Below are 18,046 nucleotides of genomic sequence, written 5' to 3'. Positions count from 1 at the left end.
GGCAAGTGTCGCCCCACCCGCAACGCGCGACTTGCAGCGGCGCGCGCGGGGCGCTACCTCTGGCACGGACACTAACACCTGCGCCCGCCTGTCGCTGGCGCGGGGTATCATCTGGAGAGAGCATGTTCACAGGGATCATCACGGATATCGGCACGGTTCTGGAACTGGAAAAACGCGGGGATCTGCGGGCGCGGATCGGCTGTGCCTATGATGTCGACGGGATCGAGATCGGCGCGTCGATTGCCTGTGATGGCGTGTGCCTCACGGTGGTCGCGCTGGGAACCGAGCCGCAAAACTGGTTCGACGTGGAAATCTCTGCGGAAAGCGTGTCGAAAACCAACATCGGCGCGTGGCAGACCGGCAAAAAGCTCAATCTGGAGCGGGCGTTGAAACTTGGCGACGAGTTGGGCGGGCATATCGTGTCGGGCCATGTGGACGGTGTGGCACAGATCACGGCGATGGTGGACGAGGGCGACAGCACAAGGATCCGCTTTGAGGCCCCCGAAGCGCTGGCCAAATTCATCGCGCCGAAAGGCTCGGTCGCGCTCAATGGCACGTCTTTGACCGTAAACGAGGTGGAAGGCACGAGTTTCGGCATCAATGCCATTCCACACACGCAAGAGGTCACCACATGGGGCGGCGTGGCCGTGGGCGACAAGGTCAATCTGGAGATTGACACGCTGGCGCGCTATGTGGCGCGGCTTCAGGAGTGGCAGGTCTGACCACGCATTGCGTGGCGGGGCAGGCCAAGCCTGACGGGAATTTTTAACAAACTGCGTAAAAAAGCTGCATCAACAGGTGCGGCAATTCTCTGGCGTTTGGCGGCGCAACCTTGTACGGAAAGGCGACCGAATTCCCGAAAAGGCCCGCCTGAGACTCATGTCCGACAATACCACGCCGACCCCCGACAGCTACGAAGCCGCAATTTCTCCGATTGAAGAGATCATCGAAGATGCCCGTAACGGGCGGATGTTCATCCTCGTTGATCACGAAGACCGCGAAAACGAAGGTGATCTGGTGATCCCCTCGCAGATGGCGACGCCGGAAGCGATCAACTTCATGGCCACCTACGGGCGCGGGCTGATCTGTGTCACGCTGACCGGCGAGCGGATTGATGCGCTGGGCCTGCCGATGATGGCGTCCAACAACTCTTCGCGCCACGAGACGGCCTTTACGGTCTCCATCGAGGCGAAAGAGGGTGTGTCCACCGGCATTTCCGCCCATGACCGTGCCCGCACGGTGGCTGTGGCGATTGATCCGTCGAAAACCGCTGACGACATTGCCACGCCGGGCCATGTCTTCCCGCTGCGTGCGCGTGACGGTGGCGTGCTTGTCCGCGCCGGTCACACCGAGGCGGGTGTCGATGTGGCGCGTCTGGCGGGGCTGATGCCCTCGTCGGTGATCTGCGAGATCATGAAGGAAGACGGCACCATGTCGCGTCTGCCCGATCTGGTGGCTTTCGCGCAGATGCACAATCTCAAGATCGGCACGATTTCCGACCTGATCGCCTATCGCCGCCGCCACGATAACCTCGTGACGAAAACCGAAGAGCGTCCGGTTGTCTCCGAATTCGGCGGCGACTGGAATATGCAGGTTTACACGGATGACCTGCACGGGGCCGAACATATCGTTCTGGTCAAGGGCGATGTCTCTGACGGAGCGCCGACCTTGGTGCGGGTGCATAACCTGAACCCGCTCGAAGATGTGCTGGGCATTGGCAAGACCTCGCGCGAGATCGAAGGCGCGATGGAAGTGATCGCCGAAGAAGGCCGCGGCGTGATCGTGTTGTTGCGGGACACGCGGATGAAACTGGCGGAAGAGGATGAAGAGACCTCCCCGCAAACCTTGCGCCGCTACGGGCTCGGGGCGGAAATCCTTGCGGCCATCGGGCTGAGCGAGCTGATCCTTGTGACCGACAGCCCGCAGCCGAAAGTGCCGGGGCTGGATGCCTTCGGTCTTGAAATCGTTGGCACGCGCAGAATCACGAAAGGGGCATAACCATGGCTGCCGCTGAAGAGCATTACATTCTCGACCTTCCGACATTCGAAGCGCCTGTAAAGCTGCTGATCGTCGTTGCGCCTTATTACAAGGACATTGCCGACGAGTTGGTTGCAGGGGCCAAGGCCACGATTGAAGCGGCGGGCGGCACATGGGATCTGGTCGAGGTGCCCGGTGCGCTCGAAGTTCCAACCGCGATTTCGATTGCCGACAAGATGTCCAATTTCGACGGCTACGTTGCGCTGGGCTGTGTCATTCGCGGCGAAACCACCCATTATGAGACCGTGTGTAACGACAGTTCGCGCGCGCTTCAGTTGATGGGATTGCAGGGGATTTGCATCGGCAATGGCATCCTGACGGTTGAAAATCGCGAGCAGGCGGTGGTGCGTGCCGAGAGCAAAGGGCAAAATAAAGGCGGCGGCGCTGCGGCTGCGGCCTTGCATCTCATCGCACTTTCGCGCAAATGGGCTGCTCCGAGCAAGGGCGTGGGCTTCCATTCCGACGCGATCAAACTTGCCGGACAAGCGACAGGACCGAAAAACGCATGACTTCTAACGACACTGGCGAGAACGCACGTCTGAAACCGCCCACCAAGCGCGAGATGAAATCCGCAGCGCGGCTCTATGCCACGCAGGCGCTGTTTCAGATGGAAGCGGCGGATATGACCGTCGACAAGGTGCGTCGCCAGTTCTACGACCATTTCTTTGGTCTGGAGACCGAGGAAGAGGGCACATTTATCGACGGCGACAGCGACCTGTTCCACGAGATCACCGAGATTGCCGTGAACGATCAGGCGAAGATCGACCAGATGACCGACCGTGCTTTGGTGGCGAAATGGCCGATTGCGCGGATCGATTCGACGCTGCGCGCCTTGTTCCGCGCGGCTGGCGGCGAGCTTTTGTCCGGTCGGACGCCGCCCAAGGTGGTGATTGTCGAGTTCGTGGATGTGGCGAAGGCCTTCTATCCCGATGGCCGTGAGCCGAAATTCGTCAATGCTGTGCTGGATCATATGGCCCGCGAAGTGAAGCCGGAAGCCTTTTAAGGCTTTCGTCTGGAACGAGCAAATCCAGCATGTGAAGTGAAGCCGGAAGCCTTTTAAGGCTTTCGTCTGGGCTTTGAGGTTTCGTTTAAAGTGGTCCCAAAACATGAAAAACCCGACCGGTTAAGGTCGGGTTTTGTCGTTTCAAAGGCTGGCCTTAGACGTCAAGCGGCGTCTCGGAGCGGGTCCATGCCAGCGGTTTGAAGACCTCGTCCACGGGTGTTTCCGCAACGTGGTTGACGTAGTTGGAGATGGTTTTCTGCGCCATGCCGAGGATCACGTCCAGCACCGCGCGGTGGCCGTAACCGGCTGCGAAAAACGCATCCAGCGTCTCTTCGCTGACAAAACCGCGCTCGCGGACCATTTTCACGGTAAAGGTGCGCAGGGCTTCGAGTTTTTCTGTGGGCAGCGGCGTCTCGTCACGCAGGGCGTTGGAGATTTCGTCGGACACTTTCATCATCTTGGCAATGCCTGTGTGCGCGGGCACGCAGTAATGACATTCGTTCTCGACGTTGATCGACTGCCAGACCACGGTCAACTCATCGGCGTCAAATTCGGTCTCGGTGAAGAGGCGGTGTAGGACCTGGTAAGCCTCAAATGCCTGCGGGCTTTCGGCCAGAACCTTGTGCAGGCCGGGGTAGCGGCCAAATGCTTTGAGGGAGCCTTCCAACAGGGCTTTGGAGCCTTCAGGCGCGGAATCGGTATCATGGGAAGGGAAGGGGGTCATGTGCAGTCCTTTTGAATTTGTGTGCTTGATATGGTGATACTTTATTTTTGAGTGATTGCTCAAGTTATTTATTGAGTGATCACTCAAATGTAATCGAAGCGTCACTTTCTGACACAATCGGCCCACGCGGGGCAGCCAAAGACCACACGCGACGACGTGCCGCGTTGTCGGGGGCAGATTTCACAGTGGTTTTGTGTTAGCTGAGATTGTGTCAGGTTCAGGAGACCGTTTATGCCCAAACTCGTTAAACTCTACATCACGCAGGTGCTGATCGGCTTTGCCATCGCGGCGGGGTTTGTGGGGATGCTGCTGTATTTTAACGTCGCGAATCTCTGGCACCTTGTGACCCATAACGACGCGGGCATCATTGCGGTGATCGTGTTGTGGTTCGCCAACGGGATCGTATTCTCCGGTGTGCAATTCGCCATCACGATCATGCGCATGGCCGATAGCGAGGATGAGGATCAAGGCGGCAAACGCGACGATCTTCCTTTGGTCGCGCTGGAACCTGTGCCTGTCGAAGTCACAGCAAAGCGCCGCTAAGTCTTTGTGTCCACAGATCAATGCCCAAACAAAACGCGCCCCGAAGTGAGGGCGCGTTTTGGTATGGCGGCGGGGGACCGCAGCATCCGTAGCGACGCGTATGCTCCCGAAGCCTGATATATCAGGTGGGCACCAGATAACAGAACCACGGTCCTGACAGAGCCAGCTCCCATTCGGTTGCTTAAGGCCACCGGAGTCTTGCGCCCATGTGTACGTAACGAGCAGATCCCGCCTGCACCCGCAGATAGGGCGTTGCAGGGCGAAGGACAAGGGCAGGGCGTTGAATTTCTCCGCTCCTTGGGTCAGGTTTCTCTTATGTCCGATCTTGATCCTCCCTCCACAGCCGCGCCGATGCAGCCGGGCCAAATGCTCGCCCGTGGTGTCTGCCGCCACTTGCGCGGCTACGGCTTTGCCTGTGTGGAGGAATTTGTGCCCGCCCGCGGCCTGCGCGTCGATGTCATGGCGCTGGGGCCGAAAGGCGAGGTCTGGGTGATCGAATGTAAATCCGGCCGCGCGGACTTTACCTCGGACCATAAATGGCAGGGCTATCTGGACTGGTGCGACCGCTATTTCTTTGCGGTTGATGCCGGATTCCCTGTCGAAATCCTGCCGGATGAGGCGGGGCTGATTCTCGCGGACGGCTTCGGGGCGGAGATCATACGCCACCCCGAGGAGGGCAGACTGCCCGCATCCAGACGCAAGGCGCTCCATTTGAATGTCGCCCGCACGGCGGCCACACGGTTGCAGAGCTACCGTGATCCGGGCGTGGCGGGGATGTTCAAAGATAAATAGGGTTTTCCGTGGGGAAAATACTCCCGCCGGAGGCACGCGACATTTGCGCGATTACTTGACCTTGCGGGCCTGAGCGGCGGCGGCGCGGAGTTCTTCGGCAATCTCTTCGGCTTCTTCCGGTTCGAAATCCATCGGGATTTCAATGCCGCCTGTGGCCTCGATAAACATACGCACCATACCCAGCGAGGTCGGCCCGATCTGGAGATTGGCTTCGATGTCTTGTTCCGAGTTGATGCCCATGGTCCGTGGCTCCCTTATGGATTAACCCGCATTTAAGGCTTTGACGCGCCGGAGGCAAGCCGGCTCTGGCCTTGTGGCGCGGCGCACCGGCCCCCGTGGCATGGCTTTGTCATTGCTTTCGCGAAAAACATAGCGGCTTTGTGGCATTTTTGCTCAAACTGCCTCTTGCATTCACGGGCGCGGGACAGTACATCCCCCGTCAGTGCCGCCTTAGCTCAGTAGGTTAGAGCGCCTGATTGTGGATCAGGAGGTCCCCCGTTCGAGCCGGGGAGGTGGTACCACCCTTCTTCTTCATCTCCGGCTTTGTCTACGTCACGGCTCTCGCGGCAGATTTTTCTGCGCTTGCGAAGGCTTTTGTGCGCGGATGTCTCCCCTCGTTTTCCCCTCTCTGAGCCCGCGACAAAGACGCCGGAGGCTCGGCCCTCATATCAGCGCCTGAGTCTGTTTCCGTTGCCTGTCCTCTTTGAATGCGCTGCGCGGGGTAGGGCTATCTCTCTACCCTCAGCCCTTTGACTTGTATGGAGAAAAGCTGACTCTCGCTCAGGCTGCGACAAAATGTAGCAATTTTTGGAATTTTGTGCTAATATTTCAAAAAGGGAGGATAATATGCATCTTTATTTCGTTGGAGCACTCTATTCGGCTTTGGTCTTTTTGCCAGTCCTGTTGCTCGCATTCGCAGCACATGAATGCTGCAAGGGCGAGGTGGACGGGCGCGTCTAGGAAAAGCACCTGAAAATCGCCTGATGAACCACGGGGTTTCAGGGTTCAAAAGGTTGGAACGCGGCGCAGGGGAGGGCGTCGCGTTCTCTATTTGTAGTGCATTGTTGCGCAGGTGGGGTTTCGTGTGTGGCTTTCGTCCACGGCCTTAGTCTACGGATATCCGCTGTTGCAGCGTGCCGGTTTCGGCATCGAAGATCAGGATTTCATCCCCCGCAACCACCGCAATCCAGTCAGAGCCACGGGTCACAGCCTCCGGTTCGACGCCATCCGGCAGGGCCAGCGTGTCGGGCCAGTCTGGCGTGGGTGCGTCAAAATCGGGGAAGCGCGTGACAAGGAGGCCGATCAGCACTAGAAACCCGACAATCATCACCCCGAGAAGTCCGGTGACCAGCCGTCGCAACAGCGTCAGCCCTGCCGCTTCTTTCGGGTCTATCTCGAAGCCCTTGTTTGTCGGATCATCCATGCCTGTGACCACCGTTACCTTTGCCATTGCGGAGAACCCGCCCAAACGTCTTGATAAGGCGATTGCCCGCGATGTGCCAGAAGAAGCCACGCTGTCGCGGTCGCGTCTGGTGAAATTGCTTTCTGAGGGGGCGGTGAAGCTCAACGGGGTCGTGGTGAGCGACCAGAAGGGCAAGGTCAAGGAAGGCGACCGGATCGAGATCACGGTGGAAGAGGCCACGGAGATCGAGCTCAAGGCCGAAGATATTCCGCTGGATGTGATCTATGAGGACGACGACCTGATCGTGGTGAACAAACCGGTCGGCATGGTGGTGCATCCGGCGCCGGGGTCGCCGTCGGGCACTTTGGTCAATGCTCTGATGCATCATTGCGGTGAGAGCCTGTCGGGAATCGGCGGGGAGAAGCGCCCCGGCATTGTGCACCGGATCGACAAGGACACATCGGGGCTTTTGGTTGTGGCCAAATCCGACAAGGCCCATCAGGGGCTGGCCAAGCAATTCGAGAAACACACGGTCGAGCGCCAATATTACGCGTTGGTTTACGGGGCACCGGACCCGATGGACCCGCGTCTGCGGGGGGTGAAGGGCGTGAGTTTCGAGGGCTCGAACATCTTGCGCATCACGACTCTTCTGGGACGTCACAAGACGGATCGTCAGAAACAGGCCGTGTCCTTTACCGAGGGCCGTCATGCCATCACCCGCGCGCGTGTTCTGGACCTGTTCGGGACGCCGCCGCAACTGGCGCTTGTGGAATGTTGGCTGGAGACCGGACGCACGCACCAGATCCGCGTGCATATGGCCCATGCGGGGCACGGGCTTGTCGGGGACCAGACCTATGGCGGGCGGCGCAAGCTCAACCACAAGGCACTCTCCGAGGCGGCGCGTGAGGCGGTGGATCACTTCCCCCGTCAGGCGCTTCATGCGGCAGTGTTGGGTTTTGTTCACCCTGTCAGCGGCGAGGAGATCCGGTTCGAGGCCCCTCTGCCCGAGGACATGCAGCAGCTTCTCGATCATCTCTAGGCGCATGGGGCTAAATCTATGGGCGGGCCTGCGTCGGAGTGTAACAAAGGCCACATGGTTGTGAGATCGGTGAAATCTTGACGCTTTTGCTTGGAGAAATGCCGGAATATCGGCCATCCTCCGTTCAAACCTTGAAGCTATGGTGTTTTGCGAAGGAAACCGGCGTCCGGGCCGTCGGGAAACACCATGCAACGTATTGATGTAGCGCCTCTTTCACGATCGGCTTGAGATTCAAGGGATGTGTGGAAAGGCATTGGGAAATGTGTCGCGGCCCCTTGAAAGCACAAATGTGCTTTCCTAGATGGAATGTTAAGTCTTGTTACATAGACAGAGAGCCAAGGCGCCGCGACATGGGAGAGATGTGAGACATGAGTAATTACACAAATTTGCCGGCTCCGAGTCCGGAACAGGGCCTGAACCGGTATTTGCAGGAAATCCGCAAGTTCCCGATGCTGGAACCCGAAGAGGAATACATGCTGGCCAAGCGCTGGGTGGATCACGAGGATGCCGCTGCGGCGCATAAGCTTGTGACCTCCCACCTGCGACTGGCCGCCAAGATCGCGATGGGCTACCGCGGCTACGGCTTGCCGCAGGCCGAAGTGGTCTCCGAGGCCAATGTGGGCCTGATGCAGGCGGTGAAACGCTTTGATCCGGAAAAGGGCTTCCGCCTGTCGACCTATGCGATGTGGTGGATTCGCGCGAGCATTCAGGAATATATCCTGCGCTCGTGGTCACTGGTGAAACTCGGCACGACATCGGCGCAGAAGAAACTGTTCTTCAACCTGCGCAAGGCCAAGGCGCGGATCGGCGCGTTCGAGGATGGCGATTTGCGCCCCGAGAATGTGAAACAGATCGCGCATGATCTGGGTGTGACCGAGGCGGAAGTCGTGTCGATGAACCAGCGGATGGCAGGGGGTGATGCCTCTTTGAACGCCACCGTCGGCAGCGATGACGAAGGGTCCGCGCAATGGCAGGACTGGCTTGAAGACGAAAACGCGAATCAGGCCGCAGATTATGAAGCCCGCGATGAAATGGACACGCGGCGCGAGTTGCTGGTGAAGGCGATGGACGTGCTCAATGATCGGGAAAAAGACATCCTGATGCAGCGTCGTCTGAAGGACCAGCCCGTGACATTGGAAGAACTGTCCGGCCAATATAACGTGTCGCGCGAACGTATCCGCCAAATCGAAGTGCGTGCCTTTGAAAAGCTGCAAAAGCGGATGCAGGAACTGGCGAAAGAGCAGGGGCTTCTCGAAAGCGTCTGATCGCCGGATGCGGAAAATTCTGTCAAAGGGGTGGCCGAGGCCGCCCCTTTTTCTTTGTTCTCACCCTGCGCTGATGGTGCTGACATGGGATGTCGCGCAAAACCGGCTCGAATAACGCGGAGAAACCACCTGTTGCGCACGTTTCGGCTTCTGTGATTGAACGCTTGGAGGGTGTCCGGTGGCGGGAGCGAGAGCGGGGGGAAGGCGTTGAGGACGGGCGCCCCTGATAGGGCGCCCGAATTTTATGCGAAAGGTGTTAGTCCGGCAAAATCTGGCGCAGGACGCGGACCATATTGCCGCCCATGACGCTGGCAATCTCCGTCTCGCTCAATCCTTGATCCATCAGCGCCTGTGTCAGCGCGGCGAGTTCGGAACTGTCGAATTCCACCGCGACAGAGCCGTCATAATCGGAGCCGAGCGCCACATGATCCGCGCCGACCAGATCGACCGCAGCCTTGATCGTTCGGGCAACCCCGTCGGGGGAGGCGTCACAGGTCACATCTGCCCAATAGCCGATGCCAATCACACCACCTGTCGCGGCGATCTGCTGCATCAACTCATCGGGGAAGTTTCGTTTCACCTCGCAATGGGAATGGATGCCCGTATGCGACAGGATCAGCGGCTGATCGGTCATTTCGATCACCTCCCGCGCCATTTGCGGCGAGGCATGGGCCAGATCGATCACCATATGTTTGTTGACCATCGCCCGCACCACATCGCGACCGAAGTCGGTCAGCCCGTGTTCTTCCTCACCATGCAGAGATCCACCCAGCGCGTTGTCAAAGAAATGCGTCAGCCCCATCAGGCGAAAACCTGCGTCATAGATGCGGTCGAGATTGGCGAGATCGCCTTCGAGAATATGCCCGCCTTCAGACCCGATTAGCGCACCGGTCAGGGCATGCCCGTTGGCGCGGGCGGCGAGGACGTCATCGAGATCGCTTTTGGTGCGCAGGATTCTCACCTGTTCGGGCGCTTTCTCTTCATAGCGCTGCATCCGTTTCGCCATATAGAGTCCGCGCTCGGTCAGGTTGAACCAGCTTTTCACCGGCCAGAGTTGGGCAATGCCCAAAAGCGTGATGTTGTCGCGGGCGTCGGCGGAGTTGTGGTCATAGTTCTGGCCAGCAGGACTTTTGGTCACTGTGGTGAAGACCTGAACGGCGACATTGCCTTCTCTGAGACGCGGGAAATCCACATGGCCCCGATCTGCGCGTTTCAAGAGATCGCGGTTCCACAACAGGCTGTCCGCATGCAGATCGCCGATGGTCAGGCTGTCGTGCAGGGCCTGCGCTTCGGCGGTGACGGGGTAGGGGGCATGGTCTGCAACAGAGTTCTGTCCCTTCTCCACAATGCCGGGCAATATTCCGAAGAACACCACCGCCCCGACCACCAGCACGATGCCGAGGCCGCGTCCTATCCATTTCACCATGAAATCTCCTCCCGTCTGTCATATGTCCGGCAAGCCTATGAGCGCGAATGCAACGCCGCCAAGAGAAACCTTGCGTCAGGCCGGCGGATCACCCTGTGCTGATGCGGGATGGCGGGGGCGCTTGCAAATCGGTGATTCAGATTTGAGGCAGAAGGCTTTAGACTGGCGCAGGGTAACGTAAAGGAATCGCCATGGCCGACCCGCATGAATTCGACCACGTAATGCCCGACATGGGCGGAGCAAAGGACAAACGTCCGGAGGAAATTACCGAGAATATGGGGGCGCGTATCCTCTATTCGATCCTCATCTGGATCATGATGAACCTCGCCTCCACCATCATTGGCGTGCTTGCGATTTTGCAGGCGATCATTCTTCTGGTGAATGGCAAGAAACCCAATGATCGTGTGGCGAATGCGGGCACGGATGTGGGAATCTGGTATGCCAAGGCCACGCGCTACATCACGGGCGATAGCGAGGTGAAGCCCTGGCCCTGGACGGAGCTGGACTGAGGCTTACGCGCTATTGTCAAAATGAAAAGCCCCGCCGGTTGAGCGGGGCTTTGTGTTTTGTGGAGCGATTATCCCTCGCGGGATCGTGGGGCACCGCCCGTTCGAACCTTAATCGCTCCACTAGGGCGATGATCCCTAACGGGAATCGGCTCTCACTCCATCGCTTCCAATTCGTCGATAAAGCCGGAAATCATCGACAGGCCCTTGTCCCAGAATTTCGGGTCGGAGGCGTCCAGCCCGAAGGGGGCGAGAAGTTCCTTGTGATGTTTCGAGCCGCCCGCTTTGAGCATGTCGAAATATTTCTCCTGAAATCCGTCGGGCTGTTCGGTGTAGGCCGCGTAAAGCGCGTTCACCAGACCGTCGCCAAAGGCATAGGCGTAGACGTAAAAGGGCGAATGCACAAAATGCGGCACATAGGACCAGTAGACCTCGTAGCCGTCCATGAATTCGAATGCTGGCCCCAGAGATTCACCCTGCACGGACATCCACAGCCGGTTGATGTCGTCAGACGTCAGTTCCCCGCCTTTGCGCGCCTCGTGCAGTTTGCATTCGAAATCATAAAAGGCGATCTGGCGGACCACCGTGTTGAGCATGTCCTCGACCTTGCCAGCCAGAAGAACCTTGCGCTCTGTCGGGGTTTCGGCACCTTTCAGCAGCTTCTGGAAGGTCAGCATCTCGCCAAAGACGGACGCGGTTTCGGCCAGCGTTAGCGGTGTGTTGGCCAGAAGTTCCCCCTGATCGGCGGCGAGAACCTGATGCACGCCGTGGCCCAACTCATGCGCTAGCGTCATCACATCGCGCTGTTTGCCCAGATAGTTGAGCATGACATAGGGGTGGGCATCGGTGACGGTCGGATGCGCGAAGGCACCCGGTGCCTTGCCAGGCTTTACGCCTGCGTCGATCCAGCCCTTGGTGAAGAACGGCTCTGCGATTTCGGCCATCTTCGGGGAGAAGCCCGCATAGGCCTCCATGACCGTCTTTTGCGCCTCATCCCAATCAACCGTGCGGGTCTCTTCGAGCGGCAGCGGGGCGTTGCGGTCCCAGACTTGCAGCTTGTCGAGACCGAGCCAGCTGCGTTTCAATTCGTAATAGCGGTGCGAGAGCTTCGGATAGGCGGCAACAACCGCATTGCGCAGCGCCTCGACCACTTCGGGTTCCACATCATTGGACAGGTGGCGACCGGTTTGCGGCGTCGGCATCCCGCGCCATTTGTCCTCGATGTCGCCCATCTTGGCCAAGGTGTTGTGAACACGCGTGAAAATCTTGATGTTCTCGCCCAGAACCTTGGCGATCTCTTTCGCTGCCGCTTCGCGCAGGTCGCGGTCCGGTTCGGACATCAGCGTGGTGGTGGCCTCAAGCCCGAGGGTCTCGCCATTCACCTCGAATTTCAGATCGGCAACGGTTTCGTCAAAGAGCTTGTTCCATGCAGAGGCCCCCACGACAGACATGTCGTGCTCGTAGCGCTCCAACTCGTCGGAAAGCTGATAGGGCCGCATTTTGCGCATCCGCTCAAAGATCGGACGGTAGCGCGACAGCCCCTCGTGTTTGAGCATCTCTTCGAGCGTTTCGTCAGGGATGCGGTTCACTTCGAGGGAGAAAAACACCAAAGGCGCGGTGTAGGTCGTGATCTTGTCCTGAATGTCGGAAAAGAACTTGGCGCGTTCGCCGTCTACAGTGTTCTGGTAATACAAAAGCCCCGCAAAAGAGCCCAAACGCCCCGCGACCTGAGATATCCGCTCGTCGCGCAGGATACATTCATACATGCCCGCGCCGTCGAGATCGGCAAGCTTGCCCTCATAGTCGCGTGCGAAAGAGGCACAGGCCTCTTCGAGCCAGTCGAGATCGCGCTTCACTTCGGGCGCATCTGTGGCGGGGTAGAGATCGGTCAGATCCCAATCCGGCAGGTCTCCGAAGTCTTTGGCCCCTTTGTCGGCGCTTGCATCGAAAACCATATTTTGCCGCGTGAACCGCATCGCATCTCTCCTAATTCTCAGTGTTGTCCAAGAGATAGGGAGTCTGGCTGCGGGATGCAAAGGGGTCGGCGGGATTAACGCGCGCTTTCGGTAAAAAGCGCGGCAAGCCGGTCATAAAACAGCGCGCGTGTGGCGGGGCTTTCCATCGGCACCTCGTGACGTGCGCCGGGAATGGTCACCAATTCGCAGGATGTCCAGCGCATGGCGAGGTCTTTGACCGCCTGCGTGTTCACGATTTGCTCGTCGCCGCCGAGGAAACACAGCGCGGGCACGTCGGGCAGATCAAGCTCGAAGGCCCAGTCGTTTTCGCGGATCGCCTCCACGACCCAATGCGACGACGGCCCGCCAAGGCCGAGTTCGGGGCGGGTGACGACCTGATGCGTCATATAGTCGAACATCTCGCGGTCGGAGGTCAGAAGATTGTCGGTGAACCCGTTCCAGATCATGTAGGTCTCGGGTTTCGTTCCCGGCGCAAGCCTGTTTTGCAGGCCCAGAAGATGCAGGACGGGGGAGACAAAGCGGAGCATGAATTTCTGCACCGGCGTCAGGCCAATCCCCCACATCGGCGCGGAAAATCCGGCGGCCTGAAAGGGTTTGCCTTCGACGAGCGCACGCAGCCCGATGGCACCGCCCATAGAGTGCCCGATCAGGAACCACGGTTTCGGCATGGCTTTTTCTTCGGCCAGCGCGATCACCGCGTCCAGATCTTTCTGATAGTCCTGAAAATCCTCGACATGGCCGATACGGCGGTCTTTCAACAATCGGTCGGCAATGCCCTGACCTCGCCAGTCCACCGCCAGAGAGGCAAAGCCGCGGGCGGCCAGATCCGCCGCACCGCGTCCGTATTTTTCGAGACATTCCGTGCGACCGGGCAGGATAAACACCGTGCCTTTGGCGTCATCCTTGGGCCAGAGCCCGACGCGAAGACGCACCCCGTCCGACGCGGTCAGCCAATAGGCCGCTCCGCCTTCGGGGCCTTGGGCCAGATCATCGAAAAAGGGTGCGTTCTCGGCCATGGCGCTTCACTCAACTTTCAACTCGCTACAAAAACACGCGCTTGGTCTCAGGCAAGCACAGAGCCAAGCTGCATGGCAAGTCCCATGTCGCCATCTACAGAGAGTTTGCCCTGCATGAAGGCGGCGGTGGGGTTCACTTCGCCTTCGATGATGCCTTGGAAGGTTTCGACATCGGCGGTCAGGGTGACATCGGCGTCATCGTCTGCGGCACGGGCGCCTTCGCCATCGACAACAATAGCGCCTTCGCCTTCGATCACGAATTTCGCAACGCCAGCGTCAAAGCCGCCGGTCATCTTTTCGTTCAGTGCCGATACGGCTTTGGTGATGAGATCGCTCATAGGTATTTCTCCGGTTGGTCTGGCACAGTCTGTATGGCCACTCTTTTGTGACTATGAACATGTGCATCAGAAAGCTACAATCCAAATTGTTATGAAAGCATTGCGACAGTTTCTCAAATGTGCCGTTGCGTTCTGGCTCGTTTTTGCCGGTTCTGCGGCTTTTGCCGTCGATCAGGCGCGGCTGGATGCGTTGTTTTCCGACCTCGCGGTGGCCGACGTCTATGATGCGGGCCAGATCGAACAGGAAATTGCCATGGAACTGTCGCGCTCCGGTTCGGATGCGATGGATCTGCTCTTGGAGCGCGGACGTGCGGCGATGGAGGCCGGTGATGTGCAGGGGGCCATCGGGCATCTGACCGCGCTGGTGGATCATGCGCCGGAATTTACCGAAGGCTACAATGCGCGTGCCACGGCCTATTATATGGCGGGGCTCTACGGTCCGGCGATTGCCGATATCGGCGTGGTGCTGAGCCGCGAACCGCGCCATTTCGGGGCGCTGTCCGGTCTTGCGCTTGTGCTTGAAGAGATCGGGGATAGTCCGCGTGCGCTGGAAGTTCTGTTGAAAATTCAGGAAATTCACCCGCAGATGGAAGGGCTTTCGGAGCGGATTGCGCGTCTTGAACTGGCGCTTGAGGGCACGGCGCTCTAAAACCCACACGACTCGGATCAAAGACGAAAAGGCGAAGCCAATGACGGGCATGACCGGTCGGATCACGGCAGTGCTCGGCCCCACGAACACAGGCAAAACCCATTACGCGATCGAGCGGATGCTGTCCTATCGCACGGGCGTCATCGGCCTGCCGTTGCGGCTTCTGGCGCGTGAGGTCTATGACCGGATCGTGGCTGCACGGGGGCCGTCTGTTGTGGCGTTGGTGACGGGCGAGGAACGTATCGTGCCGCCGCGCGCGCAATATTGGGTCTGCACGGTCGAGGCCATGCCCACGGGGATGGGGTCGGATTTTCTGGCCATTGACGAAATCCAGCTCTGCGCCGATCCGGAACGCGGCCATGTCTTTACCGACCGGCTTCTGAATGCCCGCGGCACCCATGAGACCCTGTTCATGGGCTCTGATTCGATGCGTTCGGTGATCGCGACACTGGTGCCTAAGGCGCAATTCATGCACCGCGACCGGTTTTCGCGTCTGACCTACGGAGGTTCGAAAAAGATAAGTCGGATGCCCGCACGCGCCGCGATAGTCGGGTTTTCTGTTGATGATGTCTATGCCATCGCGGAATTGCTGCGCCGTCAGAAGGGCGGGGCGGCGGTGGTCATGGGGGCTTTGTCCCCGCGCACACGCAACGCGCAGGTGGAGATGTATCAAAACGGCGATGTGGATTACCTTGTTGCCACGGATGCGATTGGCATGGGGCTCAATCTCGACGTCACCCATGTCGCCTTCTCATCGACGGTGAAATTCGACGGGCGGCGGATGCGGCCCTTGATGCCCAACGAGCTGGCGCAGATCGCGGGGCGGGCAGGGCGCTACCAGACCGACGGCACCTTTGGCGTGACGGGGGAGGCGGAGCCCTTTGACGCGGAGGTGATCGAAGCCATCGAGGAGCATCGCTTTACCCCGCAAAAGAAACTCAATTGGCGCAACGGGCGGCTTGAGTTCGGCACGGTGGACCGGCTCATCGCCTCATTGGAGATCGCGCCGAATGATCCGTCACTAGTCAAGGCCCGCGAGGCGGATGACCTCAAATCACTCAAGACGCTGGCGGATCTGAGAACCGTGCGCCCGCGCCTGCGCGGCACGAAAGACGTGCGGTTGCTGTGGGACGTGTGCCGCATTCCTGATTTTCGGGGAATCAGCCACGGGGAACACACCTCGCTTCTGGAGCGGATTTACGAGTTTTTGCACGAATATGGGCGGGTTCCCGACGATTGGCTGGCCGAACAGATCAAACGCATTGACCGGATAGAGGGGAACATTGACACTCTGTCTAAAAGACTCGCCTATATTCGCACTTGGACCTATGTTGCGCAGCGTGAAAACTGGGTCGATGACGAAAGCCATTGGCGCGGCGCGACCCGCGCTGTAGAAGACCGATTGTCAGATGCGCTTCATGGGGCACTGACGCAAAGATTTGTGGACCGGCGGACGAGTGTGCTCCTTCGGCGGCTCAAGCAAAAGGAGGGCCTTGTGGCCGAAGTGAACGACAAGGGTGAAGTGACGGTCGAGGGCGAATTCGTCGGCCGTCTTGAGGGTTTCCGTTTCCAGCAGGACAAGGCGGCAACGCCGGATGAGGCCAAGACGCTTGCGCAAGCAGCGATGGCCGCTCTGGCGCCGGAGTTCAGCCTGCGGGCGGACCGGTTCTATAATGCGCCGGACACGGAAATGGATTTCACCGAACAAGGTGGCCTGATGTGGGGCGAACATGCCGTGGGCAAGCTGGTTGCGGGCGATGATGCGCTCAAACCGCGTGCTGTGGCTTTCGTCGATGACGGTGTTGCGCAGGATGTCGCGGAGAAAGTCCAGCGCCGGTTGCAACATTTCATCGACCGTAAGATTGCGACGCTCTTCGAGCCGCTTCTGAACATGTCCCGCGACGAGACCCTTACAGGGCTGGCACGCGGTTTTGCTTTCCGTCTGGTCGAAAACCTCGGCGTGATCCCGCGCGAAGCGGTGGCACAAGAGGTCAAGGAACTGGATCAGGATGCCCGTGGCGCGCTGCGCAAACACGGGGTGCGGTTCGGACAATACACGATCTTCATGCCGCTTCTGCTCAAACCGGCACCGACGCGCCTGCGTCTGTTGCTCTGGGCGCTGAACGCGAAATTCGATGTCTTCCCCGACAGCCCCCCGCCGGGACTGGTGACGATCCCAGCCGTGGCGGATGCACCGGACGGTTATTATCCGATGTCGGGCTACCGTCTCTCCGGTTCGCGCGCGATTCGGATCGATATGCTGGAACGTCTCGCAGACCTTCTGCGCAGTCAGGACAGCCGTGGCGGGTTCGAAGCCAATCCGGATATGCTCTCGATCACCGGTATGACGCTTGAGCAATTTGCCGATCTGATGGGCGGCATGGGCTACAAGGCCGAAAAAGGCGAACGTGTGAAGGTGAAAGCCGTCGATCAGGTGATCGAGGCAGAAGCCGCTCCGGCCGAAACCACTGAGGACGCTCCGGCGGACCTCTCCGGTGTGGCCGCAGAGATTCCCGACGAGGGTGAAGCGCCTTCTGCGGAAATCGCGGAACCTGCACCTGCCGAGGATGAAGCCGCACAATTCGCAGATACCGAAACACCTGAAGGTGTGGCGGCGGATGCGGGCCTGCCTGAAACCGAGATGGAAGTGTTCTACACCTTCACCTGGGGCGGAAACCGTGGCGGCAATCGCAACGCCGGTCGTGGCCCGCGCCGCGAAGGTGGCGAGCGTCCGCAAGGCAAGAAGGGCGGCAAGCCGCAGGGCAAAAAAGGTGGCAAACCCCGTCGCGATGGCGGCAAGGGAGACAACCAGCCCAAGACCTTCTCCGCTCGCCCGCCGCGCAAAGAGAAGCCGATTGATCCCGACAACCCCTTCGCCGCGGCGCTTATGGGGCTCAAGGACAAGAAGTAAATGGAGAAGCGGGAGACCATTCGTCTCGACAAGTGGCTTTGGTATGCCCGCTTTTTCAAAACCCGTGGCCTTGCGTCAAAACAGGTCACGGGGGGCCATGTGCGGATCAATTCCAACAAGGTCTCGAAAGCCGCAACAGCCGTGGGCGCGGGCGATGTTCTGACCTTTGCGCAGGGCCGACAGATTCGCATTGTCAGGATCGAGGCCTGTGGCACACGGCGCGGACCGGCCCCCGAGGCGCAGATGCTTTATGCGGATCTGACGCCGGAAGTGGCGAAAGAGGACCGTGTTCCGCCATCGCCGCGATTCGAGGGAAAAGGGCGTCCGACAAAGAAAGATCGTCGCACCGGCCTCCTTTCCCGTGCAGACATGCTTGAATGATCCGGCACTTGCGGCTAGCTAGGGCGCAAGAGAGCAAA

19 protein-coding genes and 1 tRNA gene are annotated in these 18,046 nt (G+C 59.2%); 13 read left to right on the top strand and 7 right to left on the bottom strand.

Features of this window, described 5'->3' with window-relative positions; translation table 11 throughout:
- Positions 1 to 122 precede the first annotated feature (122 nt).
- From BM152_RS06195 to nusB, 4 genes are all read left to right on the top strand, one after another.
- The gene (locus BM152_RS06195) at positions 123 to 722 is read left to right on the top strand and encodes a riboflavin synthase (RefSeq protein ID WP_066599295.1); all 600 of its coding nucleotides are present in this window, start codon (positions 123 to 125) and stop codon (positions 720 to 722) included.
- A 157-nt stretch (positions 723 to 879) separates the two neighbouring features.
- On the top strand, positions 880 to 1,998 hold the full coding sequence (gene ribB, locus BM152_RS06190) for a 3,4-dihydroxy-2-butanone-4-phosphate synthase (protein ID WP_066599292.1): 1,119 nt from the start codon (positions 880 to 882) through the stop codon (positions 1,996 to 1,998).
- A gap of 2 nt (positions 1,999 to 2,000) precedes the next feature.
- Positions 2,001 to 2,546 carry a 6,7-dimethyl-8-ribityllumazine synthase gene (locus BM152_RS06185; protein ID WP_066599287.1) on the top strand — a complete coding sequence of 182 codons (546 nt, stop codon included), beginning with the start codon at positions 2,001 to 2,003 and terminating at the stop codon, positions 2,544 to 2,546.
- The gene (nusB, locus tag BM152_RS06180) at positions 2,543 to 3,040 is read left to right on the top strand and encodes a transcription antitermination factor NusB (protein ID WP_066599285.1); all 498 of its coding nucleotides are present in this window, start codon (positions 2,543 to 2,545) and stop codon (positions 3,038 to 3,040) included. The genes BM152_RS06185 and nusB overlap by 4 nt, the downstream gene beginning before the upstream one ends.
- A gap of 154 nt (positions 3,041 to 3,194) precedes the next feature.
- Here the strand turns inward: nusB and BM152_RS06175 are convergent, their stop codons facing one another.
- On the bottom strand, positions 3,195 to 3,764 hold the full coding sequence (locus BM152_RS06175) for a carboxymuconolactone decarboxylase family protein (protein ID WP_066599282.1): 570 nt from the start codon (positions 3,762 to 3,764) through the stop codon (positions 3,195 to 3,197).
- Between the two features lie 231 nt (positions 3,765 to 3,995).
- On the opposite strand from BM152_RS06175, the gene BM152_RS06170 reads away from it, so the two are divergent.
- Positions 3,996 to 4,307: a hypothetical protein gene (locus tag BM152_RS06170; protein WP_066599280.1), complete on the top strand. Its 312-nt coding sequence runs from the start codon at positions 3,996 to 3,998 to the stop codon at positions 4,305 to 4,307.
- A gap of 315 nt (positions 4,308 to 4,622) precedes the next feature.
- Positions 4,623 to 5,099: an MmcB family DNA repair protein gene (locus BM152_RS06165; RefSeq protein WP_066599703.1), complete on the top strand. Its 477-nt coding sequence runs from the start codon at positions 4,623 to 4,625 to the stop codon at positions 5,097 to 5,099.
- 51 nt (positions 5,100 to 5,150) lie between these two features.
- Here the strand turns inward: BM152_RS06165 and BM152_RS06160 are convergent, their stop codons facing one another.
- On the bottom strand, positions 5,151 to 5,339 hold the full coding sequence (locus tag BM152_RS06160; protein WP_066599277.1) for a DUF6324 family protein: 189 nt from the start codon (positions 5,337 to 5,339) through the stop codon (positions 5,151 to 5,153).
- A 204-nt stretch (positions 5,340 to 5,543) separates the two neighbouring features.
- Between BM152_RS06160 and BM152_RS06155 the strand changes: the two genes are divergently transcribed.
- Positions 5,544 to 5,620: transfer RNA gene (locus tag BM152_RS06155), tRNA-His, on the top strand.
- A 584-nt stretch (positions 5,621 to 6,204) separates the two neighbouring features.
- On the opposite strand, the gene BM152_RS06150 is transcribed toward BM152_RS06155, so the two are convergent.
- Entirely contained in the window at positions 6,205 to 6,522 is a 318-nt protein-coding gene (locus BM152_RS06150) for a DUF6476 family protein (RefSeq protein ID WP_066599273.1), read from the bottom strand.
- Here BM152_RS06150 and BM152_RS06145 point away from each other — a divergent pair.
- Together BM152_RS06145 and rpoH are read left to right on the top strand one after the other, a co-directional pair.
- Positions 6,521 to 7,540, top strand: a complete 1,020-nt coding sequence (locus BM152_RS06145) for an RluA family pseudouridine synthase (RefSeq protein ID WP_066599269.1) — start codon at positions 6,521 to 6,523, stop codon at positions 7,538 to 7,540. The genes BM152_RS06150 and BM152_RS06145 overlap by 2 nt on opposite strands.
- A gap of 368 nt (positions 7,541 to 7,908) precedes the next feature.
- Entirely contained in the window at positions 7,909 to 8,805 is an 897-nt protein-coding gene (rpoH, locus tag BM152_RS06140) for an RNA polymerase sigma factor RpoH (protein WP_066599266.1), read from the top strand.
- Between the two features lie 256 nt (positions 8,806 to 9,061).
- On the opposite strand, the gene BM152_RS06135 is transcribed toward rpoH, so the two are convergent.
- Complete coding sequence (locus tag BM152_RS06135) at positions 9,062 to 10,231, bottom strand: dipeptidase (protein ID WP_066599263.1); 1,170 nt, start codon at positions 10,229 to 10,231, stop codon at positions 9,062 to 9,064.
- 191 nt (positions 10,232 to 10,422) lie between these two features.
- Between BM152_RS06135 and BM152_RS06130 the strand changes: the two genes are divergently transcribed.
- Entirely contained in the window at positions 10,423 to 10,740 is a 318-nt protein-coding gene (locus BM152_RS06130; RefSeq protein WP_066599260.1) for a DUF4389 domain-containing protein, read from the top strand.
- A 152-nt stretch (positions 10,741 to 10,892) separates the two neighbouring features.
- Here BM152_RS06130 and BM152_RS06125 read toward each other — a convergent pair whose 3' ends face one another.
- The 3 genes from BM152_RS06125 to BM152_RS06115 form a co-directional block, all read right to left on the bottom strand.
- Positions 10,893 to 12,713 carry a M3 family oligoendopeptidase gene (locus BM152_RS06125; RefSeq protein ID WP_082715268.1) on the bottom strand — a complete coding sequence of 607 codons (1,821 nt, stop codon included), beginning with the start codon at positions 12,711 to 12,713 and terminating at the stop codon, positions 10,893 to 10,895.
- A gap of 74 nt (positions 12,714 to 12,787) precedes the next feature.
- Positions 12,788 to 13,729, bottom strand: coding sequence for an alpha/beta fold hydrolase (locus tag BM152_RS06120; protein ID WP_066599257.1), 942 nt, complete (start codon positions 13,727 to 13,729; stop codon positions 12,788 to 12,790).
- A 47-nt stretch (positions 13,730 to 13,776) separates the two neighbouring features.
- A complete protein-coding gene (locus tag BM152_RS06115) occupies positions 13,777 to 14,067 on the bottom strand; it encodes an SCP2 sterol-binding domain-containing protein (RefSeq protein WP_066599255.1) in 291 nt (96 codons plus the stop codon).
- Positions 14,068 to 14,158: 91 nt separating this feature from the next.
- Between BM152_RS06115 and BM152_RS06110 the strand changes: the two genes are divergently transcribed.
- Genes BM152_RS06110 through BM152_RS06100 form a run of 3 tightly spaced genes read left to right on the top strand, consistent with a single transcriptional unit; the run spans position 14,159 to position 18,008 of the window.
- Positions 14,159 to 14,716 (top strand): tetratricopeptide repeat protein, encoded by a 558-nt coding sequence (locus BM152_RS06110; RefSeq protein WP_066599253.1) that lies wholly within the window; start codon positions 14,159 to 14,161, stop codon positions 14,714 to 14,716.
- A gap of 40 nt (positions 14,717 to 14,756) precedes the next feature.
- Positions 14,757 to 17,627, top strand: a complete 2,871-nt coding sequence (locus BM152_RS06105) for a helicase-related protein (RefSeq protein ID WP_066599250.1) — start codon at positions 14,757 to 14,759, stop codon at positions 17,625 to 17,627.
- Entirely contained in the window at positions 17,628 to 18,008 is a 381-nt protein-coding gene (locus BM152_RS06100) for an RNA-binding S4 domain-containing protein (protein ID WP_066599247.1), read from the top strand. It begins immediately after the preceding gene.
- The last annotated feature ends 38 nt before the right edge of the window (positions 18,009 to 18,046 follow it).

Origin of the sequence: Celeribacter halophilus, from assembly GCF_900114135.1 — a bacterium.
Lineage (GTDB): Bacteria > Pseudomonadota > Alphaproteobacteria > Rhodobacterales > Rhodobacteraceae > Celeribacter > Celeribacter halophilus.
The sequence above is the reverse complement of the archived record's forward strand: the minus strand, read 5'-3'. Positions and strand labels throughout refer to the sequence as shown.